Annotated in this window: 15 protein-coding genes; 7 read left to right on the top strand and 8 right to left on the bottom strand. The window is 69.5% G+C overall.

Translation table 11 applies throughout. The features are described from left to right. Nucleotides 1-5 precede the first annotated feature (5 nt). Nucleotides 6-1,256 (bottom strand): extracellular solute-binding protein, encoded by a 1,251-nt coding sequence (locus ABZV58_RS04575; RefSeq protein ID WP_354998765.1) that lies wholly within the window; start codon nt 1,254-1,256, stop codon nt 6-8. Nucleotides 1,257-1,346: 90 nt separating this feature from the next. On the opposite strand from ABZV58_RS04575, the gene ABZV58_RS04570 reads away from it, so the two are divergent. The 5 genes from ABZV58_RS04570 to ABZV58_RS04550 all read left to right on the top strand — a co-directional run bounded on the left by ABZV58_RS04570 (nt 1,347) and on the right by ABZV58_RS04550 (nt 6,634). After that, nucleotides 1,347-2,324, top strand: a complete 978-nt coding sequence (locus ABZV58_RS04570) for a sugar isomerase (protein WP_354998764.1) — start codon at nt 1,347-1,349, stop codon at nt 2,322-2,324. An 85-nt stretch (nt 2,325-2,409) separates the two neighbouring features. Further along, nucleotides 2,410-3,420, top strand: coding sequence for an ROK family protein (locus tag ABZV58_RS04565; protein WP_354998763.1), 1,011 nt, complete (start codon nt 2,410-2,412; stop codon nt 3,418-3,420). A gap of 220 nt (nt 3,421-3,640) precedes the next feature. Next, entirely contained in the window at nt 3,641-4,804 is a 1,164-nt protein-coding gene (locus ABZV58_RS04560) for an amidohydrolase family protein (RefSeq protein WP_354998762.1), read from the top strand. Continuing rightward, a complete protein-coding gene (locus ABZV58_RS04555; protein ID WP_354998761.1) occupies nt 4,792-5,754 on the top strand; it encodes a 1-phosphofructokinase in 963 nt (320 codons plus the stop codon). Before ABZV58_RS04560 ends, ABZV58_RS04555 begins: the two co-directional genes overlap by 13 nt. A gap of 16 nt (nt 5,755-5,770) precedes the next feature. Continuing rightward, complete coding sequence (locus ABZV58_RS04550; protein WP_354998760.1) at nt 5,771-6,634, top strand: class II fructose-bisphosphate aldolase; 864 nt, start codon at nt 5,771-5,773, stop codon at nt 6,632-6,634. On the opposite strand, the gene ABZV58_RS04545 is transcribed toward ABZV58_RS04550, so the two are convergent. Both ABZV58_RS04545 and ABZV58_RS04540 read right to left on the bottom strand, forming a co-directional pair. Further along, complete coding sequence (locus ABZV58_RS04545) at nt 6,610-7,044, bottom strand: DUF4254 domain-containing protein (protein WP_141808485.1); 435 nt, start codon at nt 7,042-7,044, stop codon at nt 6,610-6,612. The two genes, ABZV58_RS04550 and ABZV58_RS04545, sit on opposite strands and share 25 nt — an antisense overlap. 41 nt (nt 7,045-7,085) lie before the next feature. Then, nucleotides 7,086-7,364 carry a hypothetical protein gene (locus tag ABZV58_RS04540; protein ID WP_354998759.1) on the bottom strand — a complete coding sequence of 93 codons (279 nt, stop codon included), beginning with the start codon at nt 7,362-7,364 and terminating at the stop codon, nt 7,086-7,088. Nucleotides 7,365-7,555: 191 nt separating this feature from the next. On the opposite strand from ABZV58_RS04540, the gene ABZV58_RS04535 reads away from it, so the two are divergent. Both ABZV58_RS04535 and ABZV58_RS04530 read left to right on the top strand, forming a co-directional pair. Next, complete coding sequence (locus ABZV58_RS04535; protein WP_354998758.1) at nt 7,556-8,425, top strand: helix-turn-helix transcriptional regulator; 870 nt, start codon at nt 7,556-7,558, stop codon at nt 8,423-8,425. Nucleotides 8,426-8,434: 9 nt separating this feature from the next. Further along, entirely contained in the window at nt 8,435-8,653 is a 219-nt protein-coding gene (locus ABZV58_RS04530) for a DUF397 domain-containing protein (RefSeq protein ID WP_354998757.1), read from the top strand. A 229-nt stretch (nt 8,654-8,882) separates the two neighbouring features. Here the strand turns inward: ABZV58_RS04530 and ABZV58_RS04525 are convergent, their stop codons facing one another. The 5 genes from ABZV58_RS04525 to ABZV58_RS04505 form a co-directional block, all read right to left on the bottom strand. Continuing rightward, nucleotides 8,883-9,185: a DUF3349 domain-containing protein gene (locus ABZV58_RS04525; protein ID WP_354998756.1), complete on the bottom strand. Its 303-nt coding sequence runs from the start codon at nt 9,183-9,185 to the stop codon at nt 8,883-8,885. 18 nt (nt 9,186-9,203) lie between these two features. Beyond that, nucleotides 9,204-9,530, bottom strand: a complete 327-nt coding sequence (locus tag ABZV58_RS04520; RefSeq protein ID WP_354998755.1) for a DUF3349 domain-containing protein — start codon at nt 9,528-9,530, stop codon at nt 9,204-9,206. A gap of 11 nt (nt 9,531-9,541) precedes the next feature. Then, a complete protein-coding gene (locus ABZV58_RS04515; RefSeq protein ID WP_097245304.1) occupies nt 9,542-9,826 on the bottom strand; it encodes a hypothetical protein in 285 nt (94 codons plus the stop codon). 10 nt (nt 9,827-9,836) lie between these two features. Then, entirely contained in the window at nt 9,837-11,141 is a 1,305-nt protein-coding gene (locus tag ABZV58_RS04510) for an inorganic phosphate transporter (protein WP_354998754.1), read from the bottom strand. A gap of 129 nt (nt 11,142-11,270) precedes the next feature. Further along, complete coding sequence (locus ABZV58_RS04505) at nt 11,271-12,845, bottom strand: ATP-dependent DNA ligase (protein ID WP_354998753.1); 1,575 nt, start codon at nt 12,843-12,845, stop codon at nt 11,271-11,273. Nucleotides 12,846-12,924: the final 79 nt, after the last annotated feature.

Here is a 12,924-nt window from a genome sequence, read left to right as displayed (position 1 = left end):
GCACGCTATTTCGCGGCTTCCTGAATGCGGGTCAGCACCTGCGCCGGGTCCGCGCCCTGCGCGATGGTGCCCATCTGCTGGCGGATGGCGCCCTGCGCCGCAGCCCATTTCGGGTTGTTGCTCGGGTAGAACTTGGCCACCGGAAGCGTCGCGGCGAACGCCTTGGTGACCGGGTCCTGCGCCAGTTCGGCCGCGCCGCTCTGGGTGATCGGGATGAAGCCTTCGTGCTTCACGAAGTTCGCGTACACGCCCGCGGAGTAGAAGTGATCGAGGAACTTTTTGATCGTCTCGGTCTTCCCGCCGTCCTTCTTGAAAGCCATCAGGTGATCGGCGACGCCGAGGGTCACCGGCTGGCCGGACTTGGTCGGAGACGGCGCGGTCGCGTACTTCAGCTCCGGATTCTTGGCGGCGATCTGGCCGATGGTGGGCGGCAGGCCCTCGATCATCCCGACCTTGCCCTGGATGAAGGCGTTGATCACGTCCTTGCGGTCGGTCGCGCCCGGATTAGGTTGTGTCGCATTGGCATCGATGAGCGTGCGCATGGCGCGCACACCCTCCAGGTTGGCCGGGGTATCGACGGTGATCTCGCCGCCGTTGGACCAGTCGCCGCCCGCGCCGAAGGTCCAGATCGAAGTCTCGCCCTGCGCCTCCTCGCTGCCGAGCGGCAGACCGTAACCCGAGACGCCGTCGCCGAGCGCCTGGATCTTCGCCGCGGCCTCGGTCAGTTCGGTCCAGGTCTTGGGCGGCGCGGCGACACCGGCGCGCGCGAACAGGTCGGTGTTGTAGAACAGCGTGCGGGTGGAGGCGAACAGCGGTAGCGCGTACTGGGTTCCGTCGAGCGAGGCGTTCTTCGCGAAGCCGGGCTGGATGTCGGCGAGCACCTGCGGCGAGACGATCTCGGCCGCTGGGTACAGCATTCCGTCGCCCGCGAAGCTGGCGTAGGCGTCGATGTTCAGGATGTCGGGCGTGGTGGACGGTGACTGGAGCTTGGTCCGCACCACGTCGTTGATCGAGTTCCAGGATTCCAGCTGGAGATTCACCTTCAGGCCGGGATTCTTCCGCTCGAAGTCGGCGATGATCCCGTCCCAGAGCGCCTTGGTTCCGGTGGCGCCGTCGCTGTAGACCGGGGCCAGGAAGTTGATCGTGGTGTCGGAGTCGGCGGAATCGTTGGAGCCGAAGCCGCACGAGGCGACCGCGACGGCGAGGCCGGTGGCCAGCGCGGCGCCCGTGAGCAGGCGGCGGAGTGGTCGTTTCACGAAGCGAACCTTTCGAATCTGCACCCCCGGCGCCTACCGACCGCCGATGATGAAGCAAAACGTGTCGACCGGTTGAATCTAGCGCGAATAGTGATCGAACATGACCATTTCGCGCAGATATTTGACATGAACGATCATCGAGACGATTCTGTTGTCGTGCCGTCCGCTGACCACGCCCCCGCATCCCACCTGGCCGTCGAAGTCGCCACCCAGCCCGACGACTGGGCGCGCTCCGCCGCGATCGCCGCCGAACACCGCGCCCTGCTGCCGCAACCCGGCGAACGCGTCGCTGTGATCGGCTGCGGCACTTCGCTGTTCATGTCTCGGGCCATCGCCGCGCTACGCGAGGAGGCGGGCCAGGGCCTGACCGACGCGTGGCCTGCCAGTCAGGTGCGCGGCGGCCGGGACTACGACCGCTATCTCGTCATCTGCCGATCGGGCACCACCACCGAAGTGGTGTCGGCGATGCGCGAGATCCCGTCGCACGTCCCGCGCACGGTGATCTGCAGCAGCCCGGGCACCCCGGTGCTGGAGCTGGGCGATCCGATCCTCATCGACGAGGTCGACGAGAAGTCCGTGGTGCAGACCCGCTTCGCCACGACCACGTTGGCGATCCTGCGCTGGCATCTCGGCGAGGACCTCGGTCCCGCCGTCGAACAGGCGCGCGCCGTCCTGGCCGAAGATCCCGCCGAATCGCTGGCCGGGGTGCGCGGGGCCGAGCAGATCACGTTCGTCGGCATGGGTTTCGCGGGCGCGCTGGCCGAGGAGGCCGGGCTCAAACTGCGCGAATCCTGCCAGTCGTGGGCCGAGTCCTACCTCGCGACGGAGTACCGGCACGGCCCGATCAGCATCGCCGCCCCCGGCCGCGCGGTCTGGGCGCTCGGGCCGCTGATCCCGGATTTCGCCGCCGACGTCGCCGCCACGGGAGCGCACTTGGAACACCGCGACATCGATCCGATGGCGGAACTGGTCCGCGTGCACCGCCTTTGCGTCGCGCGCGCCGCCGACCTGGGCCTCGACCCCGACCACCCGCGCAGCCTGAACCGCTCGGTCGTCCTGGACCAGTGACCGGTACGCCGCCGTGTCCGCGCCCCCGCCCCGCATTCCGGAGCCGCCGACGACAAGGTTGCTGAGAGTAACTACGCTCCCGGAGATGGACACGCATCGCGTCGGCGGCAGCGCACCCGCGCCTGCGCCCGGCGCGGACTGCCGTGAGGCGGGCGGACGCGCCCTCGGTTCGGATCCGGCAGGTTCTGATGCCCTGACATTGGGCTTGGACGTCGGTGGCACCACCATCAAAGGCGAGATCGCCGACGCGTCCGGCACGATCCTCGCGTCGGGCACGGTGCCGACCCCGCGTGGCGAGGCGGCGTTCGAGGCGATGGGCGATCTCGGCGACAGCTTGCTCGCCGAATTGCCCGCGGATCTGCGCGACCGGCTCGGCCGGGCCGCCGTCCTACTGCCCGGCATCGTCGACACCGCACGATCGATCGCCGTCTTCAGCGGCAACGTCGGCTGGCGCGACGTGCACGTCGGCGACCGCTTCACCGGGCGCTGGGGCGTTCCGGTGTTGATCGAACACGATGTGGCCGTGGCGGGTTGGGCCGAATGGCGTTTCGGCGCGGGGCGCGATCACGGCGACGTTCTGGTGATCGTGCTGGGCACCGGCGTCAGCGGCACGCTCTCCGCCGGCGGCCGGTTGGTGCGCAGCGCCTTCGGGCAGGCGGGCGAATACGGCCACATTCCCGTGCGGTCCACCGACGGGTTGCCTTGTCCCTGCGGGAATGTCGGCTGCGTCGAAACTCTCGCCTCCGCCGCGGCCATCGCACGCAACTACGCTCGGTTGTCCGGGCGCGAAGTCAGCGGCGCGGCAGCCGTTTTCGGACGACTGCCGGACGATCCCGACGCGGTGCGTGCGGTGGACGACGGCGTGGCCGCGCTCGCGGACGGACTGCTCGGCGTCATCCATGCCGCCTGCCCCGAGCTCGTCGTGCTCGGCGGCGGGTTGGCCGGTGCGGGCGCCGCGCTCAGTGAACGATTGCAGGCGGCATTGGCGCAGCGTCTCCGGGTGGTGCCGGTGCCGAAGGTGGTGCTCGGCGAATTCGGCGCGCGCGCCGGGCTCGCGGGCGCCACGCTCTTCGCCCGGCACGGAGCACTGATATGACCGGGAGGCGCGACCCGGGACGCCCGGCCGAGACGCGATTCCGCCGGACACGAAGCACGCGACGCGGCCCGGGACGCCCAACCGACATACGATTCCGCCGGGCACGAAGCCCTCATGCGAGCGGGCGCGGCCCAGCGCTCTCGACGGAGACGCGATACCTCCGGGCACGAAGCCCTCATGCGAGCACCACGGTAGGTACGGACCAACGGACGGAGGCTCGATGACTGACAACTCCACCGGCCTGGAAATCCGCGGTCGTATCTTGTCGGCGTCGTTCGACTTGACCGACGGCGTGATCTCCGTACAGGGCGACCGGATCGTCGCGGTCCGGCCGATGACCGAATGGCTTGCCTTCCACCCGGATTCGGCCCCGCCGAAGTTCTCGGGCCTGATCGTCCCCGGCCTGGTGGACATCCACAACCACGGCGGCTTCGGCCATCGATTCGACACCGTGGACGCGGACGACGCGCGCGCGGCCGCCGAGTTCCACCACTCGCGCGGATCGACGACGGTGCTCGCCAGCGTGGCCACCGGTCCCGCGGCCGACATGGTCGCCCAGATCGCGACACTGCGCGCGCTCGCCGCCGACGGCACGATCGGCGGAATCCACGCGGAGGGACCGTTTCTCGCGGTCGCCCGCTGCGGCGCCCAGGACGTCCGCTACCTGCGCGACCCCGACCCAGGACTGACCGAAGAACTGCTGGCCGCGGCCGACGGATACCTGCGCGTCTGCACGATCGCGCCGGAGTTGCCCGGCTATGACGCGGTCGCGCGGCTCCTCACCGACAACGACGTGGTGATCTCCCTCGGCCACAGCGACACCGATTTCGCGCGCTTCCGGCAGGCGCTCGCCCCGACCGGATCGGCGCGGCTGGTGGCCCACCTGGCCAACGGCATGCCGCCGCTGCACCACCGCAACGCGGGACCGGTCGCCGCGGCGCTGACGGCCGCCGTCCATGGCCACGTGGTGGTCGAGCTGATCGGCGACGGCGTGCACGTCGACGCCGGTTTCGGCGCGATGGTTTTCGCGGCGGCTCCGCGACAGGTCGCGCTGATCACCGACGCGATGCAGGCCGCGGGCATGCCGGACGGCGAATATCGGCTCGGGCCGCAGTCCGTCCGGGTGATCGACGGGGTGGCCAGGGTGGCCAACCGGTCGATCGCGGGCGGCACGGCGACTCTCGCGCAATGCCTTTCGTGGGCGGTCCGGGACTGCGGTGTGCCGCTGCCCGACGCGGTGCGCGCCGCGACCGCCGTACCAGCCGCCGCCGCCGGCCTGACCGACGTGGGCGATCTCCGGACCGACCAGTACGCCGACCTGCTGATTGTCGATGACGACCTGCAGTTGCGCCGGGTGCTCAGACGTGGACAGTGGTTGACGTGATCCTCACTGTGACAATGAATCCCGCTTACGACATGACCTACCGGGTCGAGCGCTTCGAGCGGGGGCAGGCGCACCGTGTCCGCTCGGTCGAGCAGCGCATCGGCGGCAAGGGCATCAATGTGACGCGGGTGCTGAACCAGCTCGGCAAGTACGCGAGGGCGACCGGCTTCTCCGATCACGCCTTCGCCGCGGCCGCCGAGCTGGAGATGCCGGTCGACTTCGTGCACGCGCTGCCGTGGGTCCGGCGGACGGTGGTGATCAGCGAGTCCCGTGACGGCACCGCCACCGCGCTCTGGGAGCCCGGCGCCCGCGTCTCGAACCCGCACGCCGCCGAGCAACTAGCCATCCGGGTCGCGGGCCTGCTGCCCGACATCAACGGCCTTGTCGTCTCTGGATCGCTACCGGGCGGGATAGATCCCGGCCTACCCGCCGAGCTCGCCCGATCGGCGGTCGCGGCGGGGGTCCCGACCATCTGCGATGTGGACGGCGAGGCGCTGCGACTGGCGGCGGAGGTTCCCGGTGTGGTGTTGATGCCGAATACCGAAGAGCTGGAGCGTCTTTCCGGTCGCACGCCGACTACGCCGGAGGAGGTGGTTGCGGCCGCCCGCCCGCTGATCGATCGCGGCGTGCGAGCCGTCGTCGCCACCCGCGGCGTCGAGGGCATGATCGCGGTGACGGCCGACGGCGCGTGGTTCGCGACGCTGCCCGAGCCGCTGGCCGGAAACCCCACCGGCGCGGGCGATTCCGCCGCCGCGGCGGTGATCGCTGCGCTGTCCACCCGCGCGGAACCCGACTGGGCGGCCATCCTCACCGACGCCGTGGCCACCGCGGCGTCGGCCGTCGTCATCCCGGTCGCCGGTGAGATCGACCGCTGCCTGCGCACCCGCCTGGCACCGACCGTCCGGGTCGACAAGCTCGCCGCCCCGGAATCCGAAGAGACCACGCCATGACCGCGGAGACCCACCCATGCCGCTGACCCCCGTACCGGACTTGATCGCGGCCGCGAGACCCGGCGGCCTCGGCGCGTTCAACGTGATCACCCTGGAACACGCCGAGGCCATCGCCGCGGCCGCCGAGTACGCGGAACGTCCCGTGGTCATGCAAATTTCGGAGAACACCGTCCGCTATCACGGATCCCTCGCCCCGCTCGCGCTGGCGTGCCTGCGGATCGCCGCGGACAGCTCCGCGTCCATCGCGGTGCACCTCGATCACGCCACTTCCACCGAACTCGTCACCGCCGCCGTCGAACTCGGCATCCGTTCGGTCATGTTCGACGCGTCCACGCTCGACTACGCCGCCAACGTCGCCGCCACCGCCGAGGTCGCGCGCCGGTGTCGCGAGCGCGGCGTGTTCGTCGAGGCCGAACTGGGCGAGATCGGCGGCAAGGACGGCGCGCACGCTCCCGGTGTCCGCACCGACCCCGACGAGGCCGTCGAATTCGTCGCCGCGACGGGCGTCGACGCACTGGCCGTCGCGGTCGGTTCCGCCCACGCCATGCACGACCGCACCGCCGAACTCGACCTCGAACTGATCGCCAAGCTGGCCGCGAAAGTCCCTGTTCCGCTGGTTCTGCACGGCTCGTCCGGCGTGCCGGACGCCGGCCTGCGCGCCGCTGTCGAGCACGGTATGACGAAGGTCAACATCGCGACCCGGCTGAATGTGCTGATGACCGAGGCGGTCCGGTCCGCCGTCACGCGCGATGCCGCCCTGTCCGACCCGCGCAAGTATCTCGCTCCCGGCCGCGCCGCCGTGCGCGCGGAGGTCGAGCACTTCCTCCGTCTCCTCGCGGACCGACCACGCGACCCTCACCGGCACGGGCCGCCGAGGTAGGGCAGCCGACGAATACCGGCCGAGACCTCGAGCGCCAAATCCTGGTAGCCGAGCGCTAATTCGGCAAGGCGCTCCCAGTCGTCGTGCACTATCCAATCCGGTTCCGACACCAGCGAGGCGAAGGCGCGGGCGGAGAACTGGGCGAGGCGATCGATCACCATGCCGACGGATTCGGTGTGCATGTGCGCGCCGCCGTGCGCGGGCGGCAGCTCGGTGGCGACCCAGCGATCGATGCCGAGCACCAGGTGCACTCGGCTCTGATCGATGTCCCCGGTCGCGTCGGCCTCGGTGCGCAGTCGCCGCACGTGCAACTCACCGAGCGTATGTGCGGATTGCAGAACCGGATGTTCCTCGCTCGGCTTGGCGCGAAACGCCTTGAGCACTTGCTTTTTCGATGGCAGTGGTTCCACCGCGCATTCCCCTGTTCGAATCGTGGTGCAGGACAACGCTCTTACCGGGCGTATCGCCCGAAACGCGGTAACGCTTTCTCCCAAGGCCTTTCGTTGACCGCGAGGCCGATGGCCTCCAGCGCGGTGAGCCCGACCCGCGCGGCCAGATCGTCCATCAAGGCGACGGTGTCCGCCGCCTGCATCGCGGCGACCGCTTGCTCGGTGGTGAACATCCGGCCGCGCAGATAGGACACCACCCAGGTGTCGTCACCGACCCGCCGCGCCTGATGCGGCGTCCGGTCACCGACCATCAAGCAGTTACCCACAACATGCACAGACATCCACCCCTCGATCCCGCCGGGCGGGACCGGCCGGAACATACCCCGCGATGTGACATGAGACACAAGGAGGCTAGGTTAGCGTCGCGTTGTACGTCAAGTTGACAAAATGAAACGGCGTTGTGCGACCCGGTCACCGCGGGGAGTACGGTCATCTCCACGCATCGCTAGAGCTGGAAGGACACCATCCAACGATGGCACCACTCTCGCCGACGGTCGCGCGTCGGGAACTGATGCTCCGCATCGGGCGGAGGCGTAAGCAGAACGACGTCAGCGTGTCCGCGATCGCCAAGGAGCTCGGCTTCTCCATCTCCTACTGGTCGAAAGTGGAGAAGGAACGCGTCCTAGCCGAATCCAAACTCGACGAGCTGATGAAGCTACTCGACTTCGACGCGGCCGAACGCGAAGAGCTGCACGAACTTCGCGACATCGCCAGGCAGCGCGGGTGGTGGACCAGCTATTCCGGCTTGCTTTCCGACGAGATCGGCCGCCTGTACGGACTCGAACACGGCGCCGACAGCGTGCGCACCTACGAAAGCATCCTGATCCCCGGCCTTTTGCAGACCGCCGACTACGCCCGCGCGCTGATCGCGAACGATCGCGCGCGGATTCGCCAGGTCGAGATCGACCGGCTGGTGGAGATCCGGCTGCGCCGCCAGCAGCGCCTGCAGGGCCCAGATCCGTTGCGTGTCACCGCGATCGTGAACGAGGCGGCGCTGACTCAGCAGATCGGCGGTCCCGAGGTCATGTTCGATCAGGTTCGCCACCTGACCGCGCTGCTCGAGGAGCACATGGAGACCATCGACCTGCGGATCATTCCGTTCGAGGCGACCGGGGGCGGCTTGCTCGGCGGCGCGACGTTCCACCTGCTGGGCTTCGACAAGTCGGTGCTGCCGGATGTCGCGTGGACCGAGACGCTGGTCCACCACGGCGTCATCGAGGACACCGAGCCGGTGCGGCATCTCAACACGTTGTTCGCCAACGCCTTGGCCGAACAAGCGCTTTCGCGCGAGGAATCGCTTGCCGCGTTGGAACGCAAGATGTCCGAGGCGCCCGGCCGGTAGCATCGCGCTATGAGCAGCGTGTCGTCAGCCGAGACGGGCTGGTTCAAGTCGTCGTATTCCAGCGATTCGGTGGCCTGCGTGCAGGTCAAGTTCGAGCCGGGGCGGGTGCTGATCCGGGATACCAAGTACCGGGGCGAGGCGAGTGCGCGGCCGATGCTCGCTTGCTCGCCCGCGGACTGGGCGGCGCTCACCGCGGGCATTCGCGCGGGCGAATTCGACAGCCCCTGAGTGCTCGTCGGCGCGGACACTCTTCGGCGGACCCGGTCGGCGCGAAGCTCTCCTCGGCGCGGATGCCGACCGGCGCGAGCCGGGTTCGGCGCGGATCGCCATTGGTGGGCACCCTGCTCAGGTCGAGTCCTGTTCGGCGGTCGGCCCACATTCCCCACCTAATCCTCCCTAGCAGGTCCTCCTGTGCGGAGACAGCACACGAGCAGCCCCTGCCTTCCCGTTGCCGGTGCTAGTGCGGAGAACCCCAGCCATGAAAAGGCTCACCTGCCTTCGCTTCGACGCGGGCGCGCACCCTGGCGACGTCGTCCTCCGAAGGCATCTCGTTGGTCACCTTGGTGATCATGACCTGGATGTCGGTCTCGTCGGCGGGCAGCGCACCGGTGATCGCCAGCTCGGTGGCGATCTGCCTGACCTCGTCGTCGGACAAGCGGCGGCGCAGCAGCGCGAGCAGCGGGATGTAGTCGGACTCCGGGACACCGTCCGGATATCCGGCCCGCAGCCACTCGATGATGGCGTTCAGGAAAGGCGGCATCGCGGAACGCTTTTCGATTCAGTCGTCGGTCAGCGGTTCGGCGAGCGGCCAGCCGCCCGCCTCGAGCTGCGCGGCGACCCTGGCGACGTCGTGCTCGTCCGGCTGTTCCTTGGCGACCCTGGCGATCGCGGCCACGATGTCCTCGTGGCTGATCTCGGAGTCGGGATTGCCCGCTGCCAGTTCCTGGGCGACGGCGGCTACCTCGTAGTCGGTGAGATGGCGGTGCAGCACCGCGAACAGCGCGACGTAGTCCGACTGCGGGATGCCCTGCGGATATCCGGCGCGCAACCAGCCGAGGACGCGGCCGAGGACCTTGGGGCGTGAGCTTTGGGTGTGGTCGGTCAATGCAGCGCCCTTCAGGACTGTCCGAACAGGTGGATGCCGAACTTGGCGGCGAGGAACGCCTTCGCCGTGTAGAGGATCCCGGTGACGATCGCGACGACGATCAGCGCGAAACAGGCGTACGCGCCGGCCAGCGCCGGATAGTTCCGGCGGGCGACGCCGCCCTCGCCGTCGACGGTATCGGCGGCGGACCACAGCCGCACCCCGACGGCGAAGACGATCGGCAGCCCGGCGCCGAGCACCAGGGACACCGCGACCACCTTCCAGAGGGAGTTCAAATTCGTGACGAGCGTGTGCACGGCGGCTCCTCTACAGCTGGGCGGAACGGGTGGGCGGATGCGCCTGCGCCGGAGGTCCCGCGTTGCGCGGATCGGTGCCGAGCGCTTGATCCCCGCGCGGATCGTCGGTAGAGCGCGGTCCGTGGTCGGCCTTGGCAACCTCGGAGGCAGCCGTCGGCGTGTCGGAGGACCGATCCGCGTCGCCGCCCGGCCACTCGTTGACGTTGGTGGTGTCGACCGGGTTGCGCCGGGACCGCAGCCACATCAGCGCGGCAAGGACGATCAGGATCCCGAACACGACGAGGACGCCGGGCAGACCGCCGATGAAGTGCGCGATGGCCCAGCAGACCGCGCCGGCCAGACCCGCCATCGGCAGCGTGAGCAGCCACGCGACCACCATCCGTCCCATCACCGACCAGCGCACCTCGGCGCCCTTGCCGAGCCCGCTGCCGAGGATGGAGCCGGTGGCCGTCTGGGTGGTGGACAGCGGAAGACCGAAGTGGGCGGAGGTGAGGATGATCGCGGCCGACGACGATTCGGCGGCCAGGCCCTGCGGCGAATCGATCTCGACCAGCCCCTTGCCGAGGGTGCGGATGATCCGCCAGCCGCCGAGGTAGGTGCCCGCGGCGATGGCCACGGCGCAGGCCGCCATCACCCACAGCGGCATCTCGTCGTTCTTGGTCAGCGTCCCGTGCGCGACCAGCGCGAGGAAGATGACGCCCATCGTCTTCTGCGCGTCGTTGGTGCCGTGCGCGAGGGAGACCAGCGAAGCCGAACCGATCTGGCCCCAGCGGAAGCCCTCCCTGACCTTGCCTTCCTCGGACTTCGCCGTGATCCGGTAGACAGCGCGGGTGCCGATCGCCGAGACCAGCGCGGCGACCACCGGGGCGAGCACGGCGGGCAGCACGATCTTGGTGAGCACGCCGTCGGAGCCGGACGCCCAGATCACCCCGCCCCAACCGAGGGAGGCGATGGTCGCGCCGATCAGACCGCCGAACAGCGCGTGCGAGGAACTCGACGGCAGGCCGAACAGCCAGGTCAACAGATTCCAGAGGATGCCACCGACCAAACCGGCCAAGACGATGATCAGCAGATCGTGTCCGTCCACCGCACCCAGCTGCACGATGCCCTTGGCCACCGTGGCCGCCACCTCGACCGACAGGAACGCGCCGACCAGGTTCAGCACCGCCGAGAGCGCCACCGCGACCCGCGGCCGCAGCGCACCCGTCGCGATGGAGGTCGCCATCGCGTTGGCGGTGTCGTGGAAGCCGTTGGTGAAATCGAAAGCGAGTGCCGTGACGATGACGATCAGCAGAACCAGTAATTCGACGGTCACGCCTCCAGTGTGCGGCACCGCTCCCGCGGATTGCCATGCGGTAACCGCCTGCCGGACAGACTTCGCGGTGCGCTAGCGTGGACGCCCGAGGTGGCGCCCGGTGCGGTGCGAGGCTCGGTCACCTCGCATTCACGGCAGCAGGGCGCGGATGGTGTCGATGGTGTCGGCGTCGGCGGGGTTCTTGTCGGGGCGGTAGCGGACCACGCGGGCGAAGCGGAGGGCGACGCCGCCGGGGTAACGGGGGCTCACCTGGACGCCGTCGAGGGCGATCTCCACGACGAGTTCGGGCCAGAGGTAGACGGTGTGCTGGTCGCGGGAGCGTTCGTGGCGGGGGAACTCGGCGGTCTGCCATTGCAGCAGCGCGTCGGTGAGGCCTTTGAAGGTCTTGCCGACCATGACCGGTTCGCCGGTCGCCGGATCGCGCGCGCCGAGGTGCAGGTTCGACAGGTAGCCGGTGCGGCGGCCGTAGCCCCATTCCGCGCCGAGCACGATCAAATCCATGGTGTGCGTCGGCTTGATCTTCAACCAGGCGCGGCCACGGCGGCCCGCGGCGTACGGCGCGGACAACGACTTGACCATCACGCCCTCGTGCCCGGCGGCGAGCGAGCCATCGAAGTATTCGGCGGCGGCCTCGGGGTCGGGGCGGATCAGCGCGGGGATGGTGTGCTCGCCCGCCACCTGTAGCAGCGCGGCGCGCCGTTCCGAGAGCGGGGCGTCGAGCAGGTCCTGGCCGTCCAGGTGCAGGCAGTCGAAGAAGTACGGGTGCAGCAGCAGTTCTCTGGTCGAGCTCACCGCCGGAACGAGCGGACCCGCGGACGCGCCGGGCGGCAGCTTCGCCTCCTCGCCGGGCTCGGCCGTGGCGAAGCGGCTCATGGTCTCCTGGAACGGACGCGGCCGCCCGGAATCGGTGAGCGCCAGCGTCTCTCCGTCCAGCACGACGCTGCGGCACCGCAGCCCGGCCACCAGCCGGACCAGTTCGGGCACGCCGGAGGTGATGTCGCGCAGGGTCCTGGTGAAGACACGGACCTCGTCGCCGTCGCGGTGCACCTGGATGCGCGCGCCGTCCAGCTTGTGCTCGACGCTGACCTCGCCGTCGAACTCGTCCATCGCCTCGTCGAGCGCGGAACCCGGCGAGGCGAGCATCGGCTGGATCGGCCTGCCCACCTCGAGCCGGAACGCGGCGAGCGCCGCCGAACCGCCGGTGAGCGCGGCGGCGGCGGTGACGGGCAGCTGCCCGGAGAGCATGTACGCGCGCCGGACCTGCTCGACCGGCACCGCGGCGGCCACCGCGACCGCCTCGGCGACGAGCGCGGTCAGCGCGCCCTGCCGGAGCTCCCCGGTGAGCAGGCGCAGCAGGAACGACTGCTCGGCCGAGGTCGCGGCGCTCCAGAGCGCGGTCAGCAGTTCTTTGCGCCGGTTGGCCGAGCCCTTTCCGGCGACGGTGGCCAGTTCGTCGAACACCTTGTCGACCGCCGGAACCGACAGTGTCGCAACGGGAGACGGTGTGCCTTCCAGCCCGGTGATGGTGCGCCATCCGGTGCCGATGCGACCCTGGCGCAGCTCACCGGAAACCCACGCCACCACGGGCGTGAGTTCCTCCGGCGCGGCCGCGCCGAGCAGTTCGGCGAGCGCGGCGATCTTCGTCTTTCGGGACCTTGTCGCGCGAACGGTCTCCGACGTCTGCACGACTTCCGAGAACAGCACCCCTCGACGGTAACCCGAGGCTGTGACATATAGCTCAGCTGCCCTGTTAATTTCCCATTGGCAGGGCTGCGAAAATCCC

The sequence above is a fragment of the Nocardia sp. NPDC004654 genome (assembly GCF_040609595.1).
Taxonomy (GTDB): domain Bacteria; phylum Actinomycetota; class Actinomycetes; order Mycobacteriales; family Mycobacteriaceae; genus Nocardia.
This window is presented reverse-complemented; position numbering and strand designations above follow the sequence as displayed.